Here is a 17,883-nt window from a genome sequence, read left to right on the forward strand (position 1 = left end):
CCTGTCGTCGCGGCCGGTGAGGCCGCCTCGCAGCCAGGTTACGGCATCGTAGGTTAGTACGGGATGCGCAGGTTGGTGGTCACAGCAATTCGAGCAGGAACGGCAGTTCCTGGGCCGCGTACCAGGCCAGCTGATGGTCCTCGGCATCACCGAGCACGAATTCGGCATCGGCGTCGCCGAGGTCGGCGGCATCGACCACATCGACCGCCTTGGCCACCTCGGGTTCGGCCTCGGCCAAGTCGACGTGCACCGAGGCGATCCGGTCATAGCCGATCGGTCCGGCCAATCGGACCACCGCGTCGTCGAGGTCGGGGCGCAGCTTCGCGCCGGTCACATCAGCGGCGATGACCGCGCGACGATAGACCGGGCTGTGGTAGGTGGTGGCGGGGTCATCGCCGTCGGTGTCCTCGTCGTCGGCCACCTCGGTGGCCTCCTCGCGCTCGGCGGCCAGCAGGCGCAGCGCGGCCCGCGCGGCCTCGGCCATCGCCACCTCGGCCAATTCGTCGTCGTCCCCGGAGGCGTAGGCCTCGCGCAGGGTCGGCGTGACCGCGAAGGCGGTACCGCCGACCGGGCGCAGTTCCCGGTTCGCGACGAGCTCACGCAGCATCGGCACGGTGGCGGGGATATAGACCCGCATGGTGTTCTCAGACGCAGGCACCGAGCATCTCCTCCATGGACTCGTGCACCGACGCGGCCAGCACGCCGATATCGGCCATCGCGTCGCGGTCGGCGTTGAGTCCGTAGAAGACGCGTCCGTCATAGGACGTGATCCCGATGCTCGAGGCCTGGTTGCGCAGCAGCGGCGACACCGGATACATCTCCAGCATCCGCGCGCCGCCGATGTACATCGGGGTCTGCGGACCCGGTGCGTTGGTGATCACCAGATTGAACGTGTGCTCTGCGAACGTACTCGCCGCCCGCACACTCATCGCATGCAGGCTCGCCGGAGCGAAACCGGCCAGGTGCACCAGGGTGCGTGCCCGCACGCCCCGGCGATGCTTGCTATTGGCCTCGGTGGCATGGGAGATGTGCGAAAGGCGCATCACCGGATTCGGTTCGCCGACCGGCAGATCGATCAGGAACGAGGAGACCTCGCTGGCCGGTTTCAGCTGGTCGTCGATGCCTTCGACATAGACCGACATGGGCACAACCGCGCGCAGCACGGTCGATTCGGTGAGCGCCTCACCGCGCGAGAGCAGCCAATTGCGCAGCGCCCCGGTGACGACGGCCAGGATCGTATCGTTGATCGAGCATCCGAACCGCTTGCGGATCTTGCGGTAGTCCTCCAGATCCGTGCGCACCACATCGAAGCGGCGATTGCGCGAGGTTTTGGCGTTGAGCGGGCTGTCCGGTGCGCCGGCGGCGGCCGCGCGCACGGCCGAAACCATCGAATCCACTGCCTTGCCCGCGGCCTCGACCACGGAGAACGCTTGCGCGCTCGCGTCACGGACCACTTCCAGCGCCTCGCGCGGCTGCGCGGCCAGGTGGGCGAGCGCCCCGATCATCAGTTCCATTTCGTTGGGTTCGCGCGGGGCCACCCAGGCGTCGTCGGCGGTACCGCGCGGTGACGCGCTGACATCGAGGATGACGTGCCCGATCTCGAGTGCGGTATCCCCGTCGACGAGCGCCGAATGGGTTTTGGTGAAGATCGCGGACCTGCCCTCCGCCAGGCCTTCGATCAAATACATCTCCCACAGCGGGCGGCTCTGATCGAGCGGTCGCGACGCCAGCCGGGCCACCAGATCGTGCAGCTGGCAGTCGGTGCCCGGAGCGGGCAGTGCGGAGCGGCGGATGTGATAGGTGATATCGAAATGGCTGTCCTCCACCCAGACCGGGCGGCCGAGCGCGAACGGGATTTCGCGCACCTTCCTGCGATAGCGGGGGACCAGGGAAAGCCGGCTCTCCACCAGCTCGACCAGTCCGTCGTAGTCCAGTGCCGTTTCCCCCTGTGCGGAGTCGCTACCTCGGACGATCGCGAGAGAGCCGATATGGATCGGATTGCTGCTCGACTCGAGCCGATAGAACGACGCGTCCTGCGGCGTCAATCTCGTGATCACGCTGCCCGGTGCTCCTTCCGATGTGGCTCCCACCCGAGCCTTCTCACCGCCCATTGTGGTCGCCCACAACGGTTCGTTCTGCCCCCTGTGGCATATCCAGCGATATTCGCGCATCCCTTTACCCACGCCGCGGTTCCGTGGAAGGCTGCGTTGTTCGAGACCGGAGGAACTCGATTCGCTCACATTAATCGGGGTGCCGTATCACGGATGCCTTTTGAGCCGCGCTGCCCCTTGGTGTCGTCACGCGCCGTCGGATAAGGGTCGCCCCTGGTAGACAGGGCTCGTGGCGTCCGGCACGTCGAACGAGTTACATCGTATGACACCGACGCTGAAACAGGTTCTGGTCCATCGGATTCCCACCCGCTCCGACGGGCGCCACGCGGGTACGGTGAAAAGAAACGGCTGCCGCCTCGGCGGTAGCGGCGGATGCGGCGCTATGTCGCTGGTCATGGGCACCTACCATGGGTGCCGCATTACCATGAAGCGTGCTGCGGATTCCGCCATGCTCGGCGGGGGCCATGTGCACACTGCCCGCCCTGGGTGACGGCCGAACATTTGACACACCGACCAGAGGACTGACGAGACCCGTGCCTGCGCTGACACTGACGAGGTTGCTACGGATTGGTGAGGGACGCACGGTCAAGCGGCTCGCCCACCTCGCGGATGAGGTCCTCGCACTCGGTCCCGAGTTCGAGGAGCTCACCGACCACGAGCTGCGCGCCAAGACCGACGAGTTCCGCGACCGCTACGCGGACGGCGAAACGCTGGACGATCTGCTGCTGGAGGCGTTCGCGGTAGCCCGTGAGGCGTCTTGGCGGGTGCTGAACCAGAAGCACTACAAGGTGCAGATCATGGGTGGCGCGGCGCTGCACCTCGGCAATATCGCCGAAATGAAAACCGGTGAGGGCAAGACCCTGACCTGTGTGCTGCCCGCCTACCTCAACGCCATCTCCGGCGACGGCGTGCACGTGGTCACGGTCAACGACTACCTGGCCAAGCGCGATGCCGAGTGGATGGGCCGCGTGCACCGCTTCCTCGGGCTCAGCGTCGGCGTGATCCTGTCCGGTATGACCCCGGCCGAGCGTCGCGAATCCTACAACTCCGACATCACCTACGGCACCAACAACGAATTCGGCTTCGACTACCTGCGCGACAATATGACCCATTCGCTGGACGATCTGGTCCAACGCGGGCACAACTTCGCCGTGGTCGACGAGGTCGACTCCATCCTCATCGACGAGGCCCGCACCCCGCTGATCATTTCGGGTCCGGCCGACGCCTCCTCGAAGTGGTACGCCGAATTCGCCCGCATCGCACCGCTGTTGAAGAAGGATCTGCACTACGAGGTCGACATCAAGAAGCGCACCATCGGTGTGCACGAGGCCGGCGTCGAGTTCGTCGAGGATCAGCTCGGCATCGACAACCTCTACGAGGCGGCCAATTCGCCGCTGGTGAGCTACCTGAACAACGCCATCAAGGCCAAGGAGCTCTACCACCGGGACAAGGACTACATCGTCCGCGACGGCGAGGTCATCATCGTCGACGAATTCACCGGCCGCATCCTGGTCGGGCGCCGCTACAACGAGGGCATGCACCAGGCGATCGAGGCCAAGGAAGGCGTCGAGATCCAGCCGGAGAACCAGACCCTGGCCACGATCACGCTGCAGAACTACTTCCGCCTCTACGACAAGCTCTCCGGTATGACCGGTACCGCCGAGACCGAGGCCGCCGAGCTGCACCAGATCTACAGCCTCGGCGTGGTCCCGATCCCGACGAACAAGCCGATGATCCGCGCCGACCAGTCCGATCTGATCTACAAGACCGAAGAGGCCAAATTCGCGGCCGTGGTCGACGATGTCACCGAACGGCACGAGAAGGGCCAGCCGGTGCTGATCGGTACCACCAGCGTCGAGCGCTCGGAGTACCTGTCCAAGCAGTTCACCAAGCGCGGCATCGCGCACAACGTGCTGAACGCGAAGTTCCACGAGAAGGAAGCCGAGATCATCGCCGAGGCCGGTCGGCCGGGCGCGGTCACGGTCGCGACGAATATGGCCGGTCGTGGTACCGACGTCGTGCTCGGCGGCAACCCGGACATCATCACCGACATCATCCTGCGCAAGGAAGGCCTGGATCCGGTGGAGACGCCGGAGCAGTATCAGGCCGCCTGGCTGCCGACGCTGGAGCGGGTCAAGGAGCAGACCGCCGAGGACGCCGACGCGGTGCGCGACGCCGGTGGTCTGTACGTGCTCGGTACCGAGCGGCACGAATCGCGGCGTATCGATAACCAGCTGCGCGGTCGTTCCGGTCGTCAGGGCGACCCGGGTGAGTCCCGGTTCTACCTGTCGCTGGGTGACGAGTTGATGCGGCGCTTCAACGGCGCCGCGCTCGAGGCCATCATGACCCGGCTCAACCTGCCCGACGATGTGCCGATCGAGGCGAAGATGGTCTCCAAGGCCATCAAGAGCGCGCAGACCCAGGTCGAGCAGCAGAACTTCGAGATCCGCAAGAACGTGCTCAAGTACGACGAGGTGATGAACCAGCAGCGCACCATCATCTACGGCGAGCGCAACCGGATCCTGCGCGGTGAGGATATGGAGGGCCAGGTCCAGGAGATGATCACCGACGTGATCACCGCCTACGTGGACGGCGCCACCGCCGAGGGCTACGTCGAGGACTGGGATCTGGACAAGCTGTGGACCGCGCTGAAGACGCTGTACCCGGTGAGCCTGGACTACAAGGAGCTGACCGGTGAGACCGGTATCGGCGAGGCGGGCGACCTGACCAAAGAGGAACTGATCGAAGCGCTGCTCGATGACGCGCACGACGCCTACGAGAAGCGTGAACAGCAGATCGACGGTCTGGCCGGTGAGGGTTCGATGCGCAATCTCGAACGCCAAGTGCTGCTTTCGGTGCTGGACCGCAAGTGGCGCGAGCACCTGTACGAGATGGATTACCTCAAGGAGGGCATCGGCCTGCGCGCCATGGCGCAGCGCGATCCGCTGGTCGAATACCAGCGCGAGGGCTTCGATATGTTCGCCGCGATGCTCGATGGCCTGAAGGAGGAGTCGGTCGGCTTCCTGTTCAACCTGCAGGTCGAGGTGCAGCAGCCGGAGCCCGAGGGTGTCGCGATCGATCCTGGCCTGCGCTCGCCGGTCGGCACCGCGCCGCGTCCACTGCCGACCGAGCAGGCGCCGGTCGCCAATGGTGCGCCTGCGGCGTTGCGCGCCAAGGGGATCGGCGATTCCCGGGCCAACAATGGCTTCCACTACTCGGGGCCGGACGAGGGCGGCCACGCCGCGGTGCACAGTGACGCCGAGGAGTACGGCGACGGCGGCACCCGCCGTGAGCGCCGCGAGGCGGCCCGCGCGCAGGCCAAGCCGAAGCGGGCACCGAAGTCGCGTCGTCGGCACTGATCGATCCCGAAGGCGCCCATGGACTGTGCAGTCCATGGGCGCCTTCGTCGTCCACGAAGCGGCCACGAAGAGGGATGCGGCGGAGTAGCTTACGAGGCGTGGATCGGGACGCTGTCGAGAAATGGGTCGCTGGTTATGAGCGGGCCTGGCGTGCGCCGGGTACCGCGATGCTCGGGGAGCTGTTCGCCCACGATGTCGAATATCTGGTGTCGCCGTGGGCGGAACCCATTGTCGGTCTCGAACCGCTCGGGGTGTTCTGGGAGGCCGAGCGCAGTGGGCCGGACGAGCCGTTCACAATGGCAGCCGAAGTTGTCGCGGTGCAGGATTCGACCGCCGTGGTGCGAGTCAGCGTGGAGTATCGGTGGGATACGTTGTCGCGCTGGCGGGATCTGTGGGTTTTGCGGTTCGATGCCGACGGCCGGTGCGACCGATTCGAGGAGTGGCCGTTCGCGCCCGAACAGGCCGACGGGCACTAGCTACCAGGATTCATTGGAGTTCAGCGCGGTCAGCAGCAGGCGGATCGCGGCGATGCGGCGTTCCTTGCCGGGCAGGGTGTCCAGCGCGCATTCGGGATCCGCGGGCGGACCGAGGTGGGTGCAGCCGCGGGGACAATCCTCGATGGCGGCGGCCAGATCGGTGAAGGCGGCGATGACGTCGTCGGGCGTGATGTGGGCCAGCCCGAAGGACCGGACGCCGGGCGTATCGATGACCCAGCCGCTCTGTGGGAGCGGTAGGGCGACGGATTGGGTGGAGGTGTGTTTGCCCTTGCCGACGCCGGAGACCTCGCCGACCGCCCGATCCGCATCGGGCACAAGGCGATTCACCAGTGTGGATTTGCCGACGCCGGAGTGGCCGATGAAGGCGGTGAGTCGGTCGGTGAGCAGGTCCAGGACCGGCTCGATGGGGTCGTCGACGCCGCCGTAGATGATGGTGAGGTCGAGATCGTCGAAGGCGGCGGCGAATTCGGATTCGGCGGCCAGATCGTGTTTGGTCAAACACAGAATCGGTTGCAGCCCACCGGCATACGCGGCGACCATGGCGCGCTCGACGAATCCGGTGCGTGGCGGCGGATCGGCAAGGGCGACCACGATGAACAGCTGTTCGGCATTGCCGACGACGATCCGTTCGAAGGGATCGGTGTCATCGGCGGTGCGGCGCAGGACGGTTCGGCGATCCGCGACGCGGACGATGCGGGCGAGGGTATCGGCTTTGCCGGACAGATCGCCGACCACGTCGACCTGATCGCCGACCACGATCGGCGTTCGGCCCAGTTCCCTGGCCCGCATGGCGACGATCAGTTTGTCCGGATCGCCGCCGAGCACGCAACCCCAGCGACCGCGGTCCACCGAAACGACCATGGCCGATTCCGCATCATTGTGCTGCGGACGGGTTTTCGTGCGTGGACGAGACGACTTGCCCGGGCGCACCCGGACATCCGACTCGTCGTAATCGCGTCGTCTCAGCGGGCCGCTCCCTGATCGGTGCGTGTCGGATCGAGCATCCGCTCCCACAGGCCGACGAATCCGGGCAGCGTCTTGGCCGTGGTGCCGATATCCTCGATCGCCACGCCGGGCACCCGGAGTCCGAGAATCGCACCGGCCGTCGCCATTCGGTGGTCGGCGTAGGAATGCCAATTGCCGCCGTGCAGTGGGGCCGGGGTGATCTCGAGTCCGTCCTCGGTCTCGGTGACATTGCCGCCGAGCCGGTTGATCTCGGTGGACAGGGCCGCGAGCCGATCGGTCTCGTGCCCGCGCAGATGTGCGATACCGCGCAGCCAGGACGGCGAATCCGCAAGTGCCGCAAGCGCGGCCACCGTGGGGGTCAACTCGCCGACATCGTGCAGATCGATATCGATACCGGCCAGGCGCTCCGGACCGCGCACGGTCAGCACACCATCGAACCGGGTGACCTCCGCGCCCATGCGCACCAGGATCTCCCGGATCACATCGCCGGGCTGGGTGGTCAGGCGCGGCCAGTGCGGAATGCGGACCTCGCCGCCGGTTATCGCGGCCGCCGCCAGGAAGGGCGTGGCATTGGACAGATCCGGTTCCACATCCCAGTCCACCGCGCGGATCGGGCCGGGGGCGACGGTCCAGGTCTGAGCCTTGCGGCTGTCGGCGGGGGCCTCGACGGCGACCTCGGCGCGGCGCAGCATCTCCACCGTCATCTCGATGTGCGGCATCGAGGGCAGCGCCTTGCCGTTGTGATGCACCACGATGCCCTCGTCGAACCGGGCCGCCGACAGCAGCAATCCGGAGACGAACTGGGACGATCCGGAGGCATCGATGGTGACCGAGCCGCCACACAGCGCACCCTTGCCGTGCACGGTGAACGGCAGTGCGTCGCCGTCGATATCCGCGCCGATCCGGCGCAGCGCCTCCAGGATGGTGCCGAGTGGACGGACCCGAGCCTGCTCGTCACCGTCGAAGGCGACATCGCCGGTGGCCAGGGCCGCGACCGGCGGCAGGAACCGCATGACAGTGCCGGCCAAGCCGCAGTCGACGGCGCCGCCGTGCAGTGCTGCGGGTGTCACGGTGAGCGTTTCGGCGTCACCCTCGATCCGTGCGCCCAATGCGCACAGGGCGCCGATCATGAGTTCGGTATCGCGGCTGCGCAGCGCACCGGAAATGGTCGAGGGGCCCTCGGCGAGTGCGGCGAGGATCAAGGCCCGGTTCGTGATCGATTTCGATCCGGGCAGGGTCACGGTCGCGTGCACGGGGACATCGACATGGGGCGCTGGCCAGAAACTCACCCGTCCATCTTCACCCATCGGGTCACCGGACACACGGGCTGGGCTGTGTTTGATCTGCCCTGTGTTTTGGCCGCGCGGGCGCGGCGGGTTCGCGGCCCCCTGGTGTCTCGCGTCCGAGCCGTCGAGACTCGCGACTTCGTCGCATGCGCTTCGACGGCTCGGACGCGAGACGGGCCGCGAACGGTCGCTCGTAAGACTCGCTCCGTCGTGGTCGAAGGGCTCGCCTCGAAAGACGAGCCCAACGGGTGTGGCGGCTACTTGTGGCGTCCGTGCAGGATCGGGACCAGTCGGCGCAGCAGCTTCATGGTGGACTGGGTCCGCGAGTAGCTGAGCAGCGCCATGCCGGGAATCGCGAAGCGCTGCACCGCGATCGAATGCGGCCGGGAGAATTCGCGCAGGCCGGGCTCGCCGTGGATGCGCCCGATTCCGGAATCGCCGACACCGCCGAAGGGCAGGCCAGCGATGGCGGCGAAGCCGAGCACCGAGTTCACCGAGGTCGCGCCGACGCGCAGCCGACGGGCGATCTCCAGGCCGTTCTTCTTCGAGTAGACCGCCGAGGCGAGGCCGTACTTGGACTTGTTCGCGAGCTCGACCGCCTCGTCGACATTGTTCACCGTCCGAATGGTGACGGTCGGGCCGAACGTCTCCTCGGCAACGGCCTCGGAGTTCTCGTCGACATCGACCAGCACGACCGGCTCGATGAACGGCCCCTTGACCGACTCCGGCCCGCCGAGCACCGCGGTGCCGCCGTTCTTCAGCGCGTCATCGATATGGCGGCGCACGATATCGATCTGGCTGGGCATGGTCATCGGACCGTAGGCCGCATCGGCGCCCGAGCCGGGCTTGATGTCCTTCAGGATGCGCTTGACCTCGGCGACGAAGTCGTCGCGCACCGAGCGGTCTACATAGACCCGTTCCACACCGGCGCAGGTCTGGCCGCTATTGGCGGTGGCGCCCCAGGCGACCGCATCGGCCGCGGCCTTGATATCGGCATCGCTCGCGACGATCACCGCATCCTTACCACCGCATTCCAGCAGTACCGGAGTCAGCGATTCGGCCGCGGCGGCCATGATCTTCTTGCCGGTCGCCGTGGAGCCGGTGAACGCGATCTTGTCCACCCCGGCCTGGACCAGCGCGGCGCCGGTCGCGCCGTAACCATTGACGGTCTCGAAGACGCCTTCGGGCAGCTCCGGATTGGCCTTCTTGAACGCGTCGGAGAGGAAATTGCCGATGCCGGTGGAGAATTCGCTCGGCTTGAAGACCACGGTATTGCCCGCGGCCAAGGCGTAGGCGATGGAGCCGTTCGGGGTGTAGACCGGGTAGTTCCACGGGCCGATCACGCCGATGACACCGAGCGGACGCTGCTCCAATCGCGCGGAGAAGTTCGCCATGAACGCGCCGGGTGCGATCTTCTTCGGCGACAGGACCTTCTTGGCATTCTTGGCCGCCCAGGCGATGTGCTCGAGTGCGAGCATCAACTCCAGGAACGCGTCGTCGAGCGGTTTGCCGTTCTCCTTGTGGATGAGCGCGGTGAACGCCTCGGAGTCCGCGACCAGCTGGCTCGACCAGCGCAGCAGATGTTTGCGCCGCTCGTCGAAGCTCAGGCCGCCCCAGGTGACGGCGGCGGTACGGGCCTTGGCGACGGCGGCGCGCACCGCATCCGCATCGGCGATGGTATGGGTGGCAATGACCTCTCCGGTGGCCGGATCGACCGATTTCAACGCCGTCTCCGGTGCCGTTGGGGTGGTCTCGATGGTTGTCACGGTGGGTCTCTCCTCTTGCCGAGATAAGTTAACGGCCATTCTCTGACATGATGCTATGTCAGAACTCTCACCAGGTCACCCCTACCGTCAATTCTTCCCGAGTCTGTCGGCGCCGCGTGCAAGTATCGAGATATGTGCGGCAGATATGCGACAACTACCGATCCCGGTCGGCTCGCCGCCGAACTGGACGCCATCGACGAGACGCCGACCGATAGCGGCGGCAGTCCCAACTACAACGTCGCACCGACCACCCAGGTGCTGACCGTGGTCGAGCGGCATGAACACGACCACCCCGACGACGACCCCAAGCTACGCATCCGGCGGATGCGCTGGGGCCTGATCCCGGTCTGGACCAAGGCCGCCGAACCGGGCGTACCGGTCAAGGGCAAACCGCTGTTCAATGCCCGTGCGGATAAGGCCGCGACCACGCCGTCGTTTCGCGACGCGGTGAAGTATCGCCGCTGCCTGGTCCCGATGGACGGCTGGTACGAGTGGTTGGTCGAACCGGATGCCGGGGCCAAGGGCAAGGTCGCCAAACATCCGTACTTCATGTCGAATGCCGATGGGTCGCGGCTGTATATGGCCGGGTTGTGGTCGGTGTGGCGGGACCGTTCGCAGGGGGCGAGCGAACCCCTGCTGTCGTGCACCATCCTGACCACCGACGCCGTCGGCGAGCTGACCCGCATTCACGATCGGATGCCGCTGCCCATGCCGCAGCAGCATTGGGCGGCCTGGCTGGATCCGGATCATCCCGCACCGGCCACGCTGCTCGAGACGCCGAGCGTCGAATCGGTGGCGGGCATTGTGGCGCGTCCGGTATCGACACTGGTCAACAGCGTGCGCAATAACGGTCCGGAACTGTTGGCGCCGTTGGACACTCGGGCCGGTACGGAAAAGGCCGGGCAGATCAGCTTGCTGTGATCGCCCGGCCCGCCGTGGGATATCTCAGAGTTGGCACTTCACGCTGGGTGTCGCGATATTCAGCGCGCATTTGGCAATGCTGGCGGCCAGGTCGATGACCTTGCTGGTGACGCCGCCGCCCAACTTCTCGGCCTTTTCGGCCTTTTCATCCTTCTTCGGGGCGCCGTTGCGCTTCGGCGCATCGTCGCTGACCTGTCCGTCGAACGGGAAGCCGCCGACCTCCGTCGCCAGCGGGCCGCCCGGTGTGGCGGTGGCAGTCGGTGCGAGCAGCAGCAGAGCTCCGAACGCAACGATGATCATGGTGCGCAAGCGCTGACAGGCGGACATTTCGCATCACATCCTCGAGTCGGACGATCATGGCCCGTTCAGTAACGCACAAATGTTGCTGGCTTGGTGCGGATTTATACGGATGTGACTGGTGCGGTTACCGCATCGGTGAGTCGGACCAGGTCCGCGGGCGCAAGTTCGATCTCCAGACCGCGCCGTCCCGCACTGCAAAGCATGCGGTCCCAGGTCAATGCCGAGGCATCGACCACGGTGGGCAGCAGCTTGCGCTGGCCGAGTGGGGAGATGCCACCGAGTACGTAACCGGTGATTCGCTCGGCCTTCGCCTTATCCGCCATGGCCGCCTTGGGCGCGCCGAGTGCCGCGGCGGCGGCCTTGAGCGACAAGGTATTCGGCACGGGCAGTACCGCGACCGCCAGCGCGCCGGTCGACAATTCGATCACCAGCGTCTTGAAAATCTGCGCCGCCGTGACCCCCACCTCCGCGGCGAGTGCGTCGACCGCCTCGGTGCCGTAGGAGTCGGCGCGTGGATCGTGCTTGTACGCGTGCACACGATGGGCCACACCGGCCTTGGCCAGGGTGCGGATCGCCGGGGTCGAGGCTCCTGCCATGCCGGTCACCCTAATGGCGCTCGGCAAGGTGTTTTCGGCGCGGGGAGTTCGCTCTGGGAACACAGTCGGGCGCGGACATGTTGCATGCGATACGAAAGCCGCACGGCGGCCGTAGGACGTGAAGGAGAGGTCGGTGCCCGTTCTGCTCGACGAACGCCCGTTGACATCGCCGTCTGATGTGCGATTCCCACTGGATCTGGCCACGCCTGTAGATTTGGCAGGTACGGCGATCGAAGGGATTGGTGTGACGAGCGACGATGACGTGGTGACCGACGGTGCGGTCGGCGCCGCGGTCGACGATGCCGAGCTGGTGCAGCGGTTCGAGCGCGATGCGCTCCCGTTGCTCGACCAGCTCTACGGTGCCGCGCTGCGCATGACCCGGAATCCGGCCGATGCCGAGGATTTGGTGCAGGAGACCTACGTCAAGGCGTTCCAGGGCTTCAAATCCTTCAAGGAGGGCACCAATCTGCGTGCCTGGCTCTACCGGATCCTGACCAATACCTACATCAACTCCTACCGCAAGAAGCAGCGTCAGCCCGCGCAGTATCCGACCGACGAGATCACCGACTGGCAGCTCGCCGCCACCGCCGAGCACACCTCGACCGGCCTGCGTTCGGCCGAGGTCGAGGCGCTGGACGCGCTGCCGGACGACGACATCAAGGCCGCACTGCAGGAGCTGCCGGAGGAATTCCGGATGGCGGTGTACTACGCGGACGTCGAGGGTTTCCCATATAAGGAAATCGCCGACATCATGGGCACCCCCATCGGTACGGTGATGTCCCGGCTGCATCGCGGCCGCAAGCAGCTCAAAGGATTGCTCGCCGATGTGGCGCGCGAACGTGGATTCAACCGCAACGGCGCGGAACGCCAGGAGGTCAAGCAGTGAGTATCGAGCGTGACCCCGATATGGACTTGGACTGCACGGCTGTGCTCGCCGACGTCTGGCTCATGCTCGACGGTGAATGTGACGATGCCACCCGGGCCCGGCTACAGCACCACATGGATCACTGCTCGCCGTGCATCGAGGCCTACGGCATCGAGGAGAAGATCAAAAGCCTGCTGAGTCGCAAGTGCGGCGGCGATCGGGCACCGGATTCGCTGCGCGATCGGCTGACCCTGGAGCTGCGCCGATCCGTCACGGTCACGCGGGTCGAGACCACCGAGTAGTCCCTAAGACAGAAAAAACACCGAGTGCCTTGCGAAAGATCTTGGCCCTCGGTGTTTTTCGTCTGTTACGGCTCAGGCGTTAGGACGCTTGCCGTGGTTGGCCGCGCTTCCCTTGCGGCTGCGCTTCTTACGACCACGCTTACCCATAGGTAGTCTCCCTTCTGATCGAAGGTCATTGTTTCATGTGTGGTTGGCTGTAGCTTCAGCGGATACGGGCGAACGAGTGGATGGGTGTCATGGCGGAGGAAGTGCTCTCGGAGCTGGTGTCGGTCGTGCAGCAGGTTGTCGTTGCCGAGGGCGACGAGGTGCACGAGGGTGACACCCTGGTGATCCTCGAGTCGATGAAGATGGAGATCCCGGTGCTCGCCGAGAGCGGTGGCACGGTGACCTCGATCGGCGTCAAAGAGGGCGATGCGATCAAGGCCGGGCACCTGATCGCAGTCATCTCTTAACTTCTGAAGCGGGTAGATCGAAAATGGCGACACTGAGTGAGCTGCTGGCCGAACACACCGACCTACCCGGCGTCGCCGTGGACCATTTGCAGCGGGTGGTCGGCGACTGGCAGCTGCTGGCCGATCTGTCCTTCGCGGATCTGCTGCTGTGGGTCGGTGCCGGACCGATCGTCGACGGCGCCGATATCGTCTGCGTCGCACAGTGCCGCCCGACCACCGCGCCCACCGTCCATCCGGAGGATCGGGTCGGCGGAACGGCCTTGCGGACCGATCATCCGCAGGTCTTCGACGCGCTGGTGACCGGCAAGATCGTGCGCGCGGACAGCGATATCGAGGCCGAGGGTGTCTACCATCCGCATCCGGTGCACGCGATTCGCGAGGCCATTCCGGTGCGCTGCGGCGACGATGTCATCGCGGTGCTCAGCCGCGATACCGATCTGCAGCGCTCACGCGTGCGCAGCACACTGGAGATCGCCTATGTCGCCTGCGCCGACGATCTGTGCCAGATGATCGCCGACGGCACCTTCCCGACCACCGAGGACCGCGCAGCGACGCACTCGAGTCCGCGCGCGGGCGACGGCTTCATCCGCCTCGATACCGAGGGCATCGTCGTCTACGCCAGTCCGAACGCACTGTCGGCGTATCACCGGATGGGGTTGCAGGCGGATCTGGCCGGTCAGGATCTGGCCGTCACCACCCGATCGCTGATCACCGATCCATTCGACGCCCAAGAAGTCGTCGGTGATATCCAGGCCGCCCTGGCTGGCCGGACCGGGCGCCGCATGGAGGTCGAAGCGCGCGGCGCCACCGTGCTGCTGCGCACCCTGGTGCTGCGCCCGCACGGTGAACTGGCCGGGGCCGCGGTGCTGGTCCGCGACGTCACCGAGGTCAAGCGCCGTGACCGCGCGCTGCTCAGTAAGGATGCGACCATTCGGGAGATCCACCACCGGGTGAAGAACAATCTGCAGACCGTCGCCGCGCTGCTGCGGTTGCAGGCGCGCCGAACCGAGAACGAAGAGGCGCAGGTCGCGCTGACCGAATCGGTGCGCCGGGTGACCTCCATCGCATCGGTGCACGAAATGCTGTCCATGTCGGTGGACGAAGAGGTCGATCTCGACGAGGTGGTGGACCGGCTGCTGCCGATCATGGCCGATGTCGCGACCGTGCACACCGCGAGAATCAAAGTGCGCCGGGCGGGTTCGCTCGGCGTGTTCTCCGCCGAACGCGCGACGCCGCTGGTGATGGTGCTGACCGAACTGGTGCAGAACGCCATCGAGCACGCCTTCGATTCCGGCGAAAACGGCACGGTGACAATCCGTTCCGAGCGTTCCGCACGCTGGCTCGACGTGATCATCAGCGATGACGGCCGCGGCTTACCGCCGGGTTTCAGCCTGGAATCCTCCGACCGGCTCGGTCTGCAGATCGTGCGCACCCTGGTCACCGCCGAACTCGGCGGCTCCATCGGCCTGCACCCCGGCGCCGACATCGGCACCGACGCGGTGCTGCGCGTCCCATTGGGCCGCCGCTCCGGGCGCTAGTCGAATTCGCCTGGCAAGCAACAAGTCTCAGCTTCCACGCAGATCTGACCACAACGGAGCGAGTCTTACGAGCGACGTTCGCGGCCCGTCTCGTGGCCGAGTCGTCGAAGCGCATGCGCCGCAGGCGGCGAGTCTCGGCCACTCGGACGCGAGACATCCAGGGGCCGCGAACACGCGGCGCCGCAGGCGCCGCAATCAGATAGAGCACAAAATAGCCCGGCACCTGAGTGCCGGGCTTGACTGCGTTACCGGGCCGGGCTGATAGGTCCGGTAACGCTGGTCGTCCTACTAGACGACGGTGCGGGTGCGCGTGCGGGCGTTGCGCCGTTTGAGCGCCCGACGCTCGTCCTCGCTCATACCACCCCACACGCCGGCGTCCTGCCCGGACTTCAGGGCCCAGGACAGGCAGTCAGCGGTAACGGGGCAGCGAGCGCAGACCAGCTTGGCATCGGCAATCTGCGCGAGCGCCGGACCACTGTTACCCACCGGGAAGAACAGCTCGGGGTCCTCATCGCGACAGATGGCCTTGTGGCGCCAGTCCATTCCTCTGCTCCTTTGCTGGGCGCCGCAAAGGGCGCCTACGGTTTGTGGATCGTTCACTTGTGCGACTCGAATGTTTCCGCACGGTTGCTTGTGAATGCTTTCACGAACACCGTAGATGTCAATAGGTATCCGGTGCACCGTGGGGAAGCTCACGCTCTCAAGGAACCCCTTGGGGAACCTGCCCGGTCCTTTGTACTCGCTCTACCCGGTTTTCGCAGCACAACACCGAGTTTTTTCGCGCGTTTCGTGCTCATTTCGGGCGGGGAGCGACGACCTCGAGCACATCCGGCACGGCTGTGAAATCCACCATGTTGCGTTTTCCGATGAAATCGCCATCGATTTGCAGACCGATGGGCTCGCTGGCCTCGATATGCACGGACGGCACATCGTCCTCGCGAAATAGGTTGCGGGACTTGGGATTTCCATTGGCAGCGAGGAGCTGCCTGGCGAGCAGCAGGGTGGATACCACCGACATCGACCGCACGGCAAACACACCGAGGCCGGTCTCGAAGGCCGTTCCCGGGTTGGTGTGCACCGGCGTGGCGTTCAGGTAGGTCCACGGGCTGGCGTTCGTTACGAAGGCGTAATGGACCTCACTGACGGGCTCGAAGCCCGGGATCTCGATCCGGACGCTCGGCTCCTTGCGCTTCGACTTGAAGAACTGTCGGACAGTTGTGCGCAGGTAGCGACCGGGGGTGGCGGCATGGCCGTTGGCGCGGCTGTTGTCGATGGCCTCACACACATCGGCGTCCAGGCCGACGCCCGCACTGAAGCCGAACCAGCGATCATCGGCGAGGCCGAGGCCGATTTTGCGGTCGTGCTCGAGGGTGAGCAAATCGATGAGCTGATTGGTAGCGGTCACCGGATCCGGGGAGATGCCGAGGGCGCGTGCGAACACATTCGCCGATCCGCCCGGGATCACGCCGAGGCGTGGCAGCCAGGCCTGTCCGTCGTCGACCTGCGGCAGCGGCAGATAGCCGTTGATGGTCTCGTTGACCGTCCCATCGCCGCCGTGCACCACGATCAGATCCATCTCGTTGGTAGCTGCCCACTGCGCCAATTCCGCCGCGTGGCCGCGGTGCTGGGTATGCGCGACGGTCAGCTGAGTCCGGCTCTCCAACGCGTGCGCCAGCAGGTCCCGCGTCGCCGGCGTCGTCGAGGTGGCATTCGGGTTCACGATCAGCAACGTCCGCACCTTCGGCAGCCTAATCGGCGCACGGCCCGGTCCGAAAAGCCGCCGAGTGCGTTCTAGGCTTGGCCCCGTGGCGGACAGCGGTAAAGACGAGGTTTCGGCGGGTGTGCCCGCGACGGTGCGCGGTGCGGGCGGGTTGGTCGCGCTGGAGGGTGCGGTGGCCGTGGTCGTGGCGATCGTGTTGATCGTGCGCGGCCTGCTCGGCCACGATCAGAGTGCCGCGAGCGGATACGGCACGGCCGCGTGGTTCGGCATTCTCGGTGCCGCGGTGCTGGCGGCCGGGATCGGACTTCTTCTCGGGCACCGATGGGGTCGGGCCATCGCCGTGATCGCACAGGTGCTGCTGCTTCCGGTGACCTGGTCGCTGCTGACCGATTCGCATCAGCCGGTGCTCGGCGCGCTGCTCGGCATTGTCGTGGTGGGTGCACTGGTGCTGCTGTTCGCGCCCGCGTCGAATCGCTGGATGGCCGAGGTCTACGGGATCGAACCGGAGTCGAAGTAGCCGGGATCAGCCGGTGGCGGCCCGTAGTGCCTGACGGCACAGGTGATCGGCCTGCCGGGTGGTTTCCGGCTGACGGTAGCGCGGGGTGAGCGCGAGCACCTGGCTGCATGCGGTATCCAGGTCGATGAGGTGGCCGACCGAGACGAAGACCGGTTTGACGCCGCGACGGGTGCGCAACGCGCGCCCAACGACTTCCCCGTCCATCGTGATATCGCTGACCGCGCCGCGTTCCGGACCGGGCTGCGCGTAGTCTCCCCACGGCGTCTTGGCTACGCCGATTGTCGGTGTGCCCGTGTGGATTCCGACGTGGCAGGCCAAGCCGAAGCGGCGCGGATGCGCGAGCCCCTGTCCATCACAGATCAGCAGATCCGGTGTGGTATCGAGTTTTTCGAGGGCGGCGAGGGTGATCGGCAGTTCACGGAAGGACAGTAGGCCCGGCACATAGGGGAAGGTGACCGTGCCATGCGCTACCACGGTAGCGACGGAATCCAGTGTGGCACTGTCCAATACGACGACGGCTGCGGCGGCGATCCCGATTTCGTCGTCGTAGGCGGAGTCGACTCCGGCGATGGTGCGGAATTGCGGCGGGCGTGGATCGGCCGCGATCACCAATGGCCGCAACGCATCCTGGATGGCCATGGCCTCGTCCGCGGTGGTTGGCCAATCGTAGGGTGCGGTAACCCTCAC

The 17,883-nt window shown here is 66.0% G+C and carries 19 protein-coding genes; 8 read left to right on the forward strand and 11 right to left on the reverse strand.

The features are described 5' to 3' along the window. Positions 1 to 79: 79 nt before the first annotated feature. Together ACQP1T_RS07920 and ACQP1T_RS07925 are read right to left on the reverse strand one after the other, a co-directional pair. Positions 80 to 637, reverse strand: a complete 558-nt coding sequence (locus ACQP1T_RS07920; protein WP_433762071.1) for a DUF6912 family protein — start codon at positions 635 to 637, stop codon at positions 80 to 82. A 7-nt stretch (positions 638 to 644) separates the two neighbouring features. Next, a complete protein-coding gene (locus ACQP1T_RS07925; RefSeq protein WP_433759297.1) occupies positions 645 to 2,057 on the reverse strand; it encodes a WS/DGAT/MGAT family O-acyltransferase in 1,413 nt (470 codons plus the stop codon). 587 nt (positions 2,058 to 2,644) lie between these two features. Here ACQP1T_RS07925 and secA point away from each other — a divergent pair. Continuing rightward, positions 2,645 to 5,470: a preprotein translocase subunit SecA gene (secA, locus tag ACQP1T_RS07930; RefSeq protein WP_433759298.1), complete on the forward strand. Its 2,826-nt coding sequence runs from the start codon at positions 2,645 to 2,647 to the stop codon at positions 5,468 to 5,470. 98 nt (positions 5,471 to 5,568) lie between these two features. Beyond that, entirely contained in the window at positions 5,569 to 5,946 is a 378-nt protein-coding gene (locus ACQP1T_RS07935; RefSeq protein WP_433759299.1) for a nuclear transport factor 2 family protein, read from the forward strand. On the opposite strand, the gene rsgA is transcribed toward ACQP1T_RS07935, so the two are convergent. The 3 genes from rsgA to ACQP1T_RS07950 form a co-directional block, all read right to left on the reverse strand. Further along, positions 5,947 to 6,933 carry a ribosome small subunit-dependent GTPase A gene (gene rsgA / locus ACQP1T_RS07940; RefSeq protein ID WP_433762073.1) on the reverse strand — a complete coding sequence of 329 codons (987 nt, stop codon included), beginning with the start codon at positions 6,931 to 6,933 and terminating at the stop codon, positions 5,947 to 5,949. Then, positions 6,930 to 8,240, reverse strand: a complete 1,311-nt coding sequence (aroA, locus tag ACQP1T_RS07945) for a 3-phosphoshikimate 1-carboxyvinyltransferase (protein WP_433759300.1) — start codon at positions 8,238 to 8,240, stop codon at positions 6,930 to 6,932. Before aroA ends, rsgA begins: the two co-directional genes overlap by 4 nt. Before the next feature lie 236 nt (positions 8,241 to 8,476). Beyond that, positions 8,477 to 10,024: an aldehyde dehydrogenase family protein gene (locus ACQP1T_RS07950; RefSeq protein ID WP_433759301.1), complete on the reverse strand. Its 1,548-nt coding sequence runs from the start codon at positions 10,022 to 10,024 to the stop codon at positions 8,477 to 8,479. Positions 10,025 to 10,117: 93 nt separating this feature from the next. On the opposite strand from ACQP1T_RS07950, the gene ACQP1T_RS07955 reads away from it, so the two are divergent. After that, a complete protein-coding gene (locus tag ACQP1T_RS07955) occupies positions 10,118 to 10,906 on the forward strand; it encodes an SOS response-associated peptidase (protein WP_433759302.1) in 789 nt (262 codons plus the stop codon). A gap of 24 nt (positions 10,907 to 10,930) precedes the next feature. Here the strand turns inward: ACQP1T_RS07955 and ACQP1T_RS07960 are convergent, their stop codons facing one another. Both ACQP1T_RS07960 and ybaK read right to left on the reverse strand, forming a co-directional pair. After that, on the reverse strand, positions 10,931 to 11,233 hold the full coding sequence (locus ACQP1T_RS07960) for a hypothetical protein (RefSeq protein WP_433759303.1): 303 nt from the start codon (positions 11,231 to 11,233) through the stop codon (positions 10,931 to 10,933). Between the two features lie 74 nt (positions 11,234 to 11,307). Next, on the reverse strand, positions 11,308 to 11,802 hold the full coding sequence (gene ybaK / locus ACQP1T_RS07965; protein ID WP_433759304.1) for a Cys-tRNA(Pro) deacylase: 495 nt from the start codon (positions 11,800 to 11,802) through the stop codon (positions 11,308 to 11,310). A gap of 244 nt (positions 11,803 to 12,046) precedes the next feature. On the opposite strand from ybaK, the gene ACQP1T_RS07970 reads away from it, so the two are divergent. Beyond that, entirely contained in the window at positions 12,047 to 12,688 is a 642-nt protein-coding gene (locus tag ACQP1T_RS07970) for a sigma-70 family RNA polymerase sigma factor (RefSeq protein WP_062984334.1), read from the forward strand. Between the two features lie 20 nt (positions 12,689 to 12,708). Continuing rightward, the gene (gene rsrA, locus ACQP1T_RS07975; protein ID WP_433762075.1) at positions 12,709 to 12,969 is read left to right on the forward strand and encodes a mycothiol system anti-sigma-R factor; all 261 of its coding nucleotides are present in this window, start codon (positions 12,709 to 12,711) and stop codon (positions 12,967 to 12,969) included. A 72-nt stretch (positions 12,970 to 13,041) separates the two neighbouring features. Here the strand turns inward: rsrA and ACQP1T_RS07980 are convergent, their stop codons facing one another. Next, the gene (locus ACQP1T_RS07980; RefSeq protein ID WP_095887907.1) at positions 13,042 to 13,116 is read right to left on the reverse strand and encodes a 50S ribosomal protein bL37; all 75 of its coding nucleotides are present in this window, start codon (positions 13,114 to 13,116) and stop codon (positions 13,042 to 13,044) included. An 89-nt stretch (positions 13,117 to 13,205) separates the two neighbouring features. On the opposite strand from ACQP1T_RS07980, the gene ACQP1T_RS07985 reads away from it, so the two are divergent. Both ACQP1T_RS07985 and ACQP1T_RS07990 read left to right on the forward strand, forming a co-directional pair. Further along, positions 13,206 to 13,421: a biotin/lipoyl-binding carrier protein gene (locus tag ACQP1T_RS07985; RefSeq protein WP_040694864.1), complete on the forward strand. Its 216-nt coding sequence runs from the start codon at positions 13,206 to 13,208 to the stop codon at positions 13,419 to 13,421. A gap of 23 nt (positions 13,422 to 13,444) precedes the next feature. After that, the gene (locus ACQP1T_RS07990) at positions 13,445 to 14,959 is read left to right on the forward strand and encodes a sensor histidine kinase (protein WP_433759305.1); all 1,515 of its coding nucleotides are present in this window, start codon (positions 13,445 to 13,447) and stop codon (positions 14,957 to 14,959) included. Between the two features lie 288 nt (positions 14,960 to 15,247). On the opposite strand, the gene ACQP1T_RS07995 is transcribed toward ACQP1T_RS07990, so the two are convergent. Together ACQP1T_RS07995 and ACQP1T_RS08000 are read right to left on the reverse strand one after the other, a co-directional pair. Further along, on the reverse strand, positions 15,248 to 15,502 hold the full coding sequence (locus ACQP1T_RS07995) for a WhiB family transcriptional regulator (protein WP_011211115.1): 255 nt from the start codon (positions 15,500 to 15,502) through the stop codon (positions 15,248 to 15,250). A gap of 250 nt (positions 15,503 to 15,752) precedes the next feature. Continuing rightward, on the reverse strand, positions 15,753 to 16,697 hold the full coding sequence (locus ACQP1T_RS08000; RefSeq protein WP_433759306.1) for a diacylglycerol/lipid kinase family protein: 945 nt from the start codon (positions 16,695 to 16,697) through the stop codon (positions 15,753 to 15,755). Positions 16,698 to 16,764: 67 nt separating this feature from the next. Between ACQP1T_RS08000 and ACQP1T_RS08005 the strand changes: the two genes are divergently transcribed. Further along, positions 16,765 to 17,196 carry a hypothetical protein gene (locus ACQP1T_RS08005; RefSeq protein ID WP_433759307.1) on the forward strand — a complete coding sequence of 144 codons (432 nt, stop codon included), beginning with the start codon at positions 16,765 to 16,767 and terminating at the stop codon, positions 17,194 to 17,196. Between the two features lie 6 nt (positions 17,197 to 17,202). Here ACQP1T_RS08005 and ACQP1T_RS08010 read toward each other — a convergent pair whose 3' ends face one another. Next, the gene (locus tag ACQP1T_RS08010; protein ID WP_433759308.1) at positions 17,203 to 17,883 is read right to left on the reverse strand and encodes an endonuclease V; all 681 of its coding nucleotides are present in this window, start codon (positions 17,881 to 17,883) and stop codon (positions 17,203 to 17,205) included.

This window comes from Nocardia sp. CA-135398 (genome assembly GCF_050955845.1).
Taxonomy (GTDB): Bacteria; Actinomycetota; Actinomycetes; order Mycobacteriales; family Mycobacteriaceae; genus Nocardia.

What these genes read in the sequence shown, in the direction of transcription:
- ACQP1T_RS07920 (WP_433762071.1), bottom strand. Translation starts at nt 637, where the DNA reads ATGCGGGTCTATATCCCCGCCACCGTGCCGATGCTGCGTGAGCTCGTC.
- aroA (WP_433759300.1), bottom strand. Translation starts at nt 8,240, where the DNA reads ATGGGTGAAGATGGACGGGTGAGTTTCTGGCCAGCGCCCCATGTCGAT.
- ACQP1T_RS07950 (WP_433759301.1), bottom strand. Translation starts at nt 10,024, where the DNA reads ATGGCCGTTAACTTATCTCGGCAAGAGGAGAGACCCACCGTGACAACC.
- ACQP1T_RS07955 (WP_433759302.1), top strand. Translation starts at nt 10,118, where the DNA reads ATGTGCGGCAGATATGCGACAACTACCGATCCCGGTCGGCTCGCCGCC.
- ACQP1T_RS07960 (WP_433759303.1), bottom strand. Translation starts at nt 11,233, where the DNA reads ATGTCCGCCTGTCAGCGCTTGCGCACCATGATCATCGTTGCGTTCGGA.
- ybaK (WP_433759304.1), bottom strand. Translation starts at nt 11,802, where the DNA reads ATGGCAGGAGCCTCGACCCCGGCGATCCGCACCCTGGCCAAGGCCGGT.
- rsrA (WP_433762075.1), top strand. Translation starts at nt 12,709, where the DNA reads ATGGACTTGGACTGCACGGCTGTGCTCGCCGACGTCTGGCTCATGCTC.
- ACQP1T_RS07985 (WP_040694864.1), top strand. Translation starts at nt 13,206, where the DNA reads ATGGCGGAGGAAGTGCTCTCGGAGCTGGTGTCGGTCGTGCAGCAGGTT.
- ACQP1T_RS07990 (WP_433759305.1), top strand. Translation starts at nt 13,445, where the DNA reads ATGGCGACACTGAGTGAGCTGCTGGCCGAACACACCGACCTACCCGGC.
- ACQP1T_RS07995 (WP_011211115.1), bottom strand. Translation starts at nt 15,502, where the DNA reads ATGGACTGGCGCCACAAGGCCATCTGTCGCGATGAGGACCCCGAGCTG.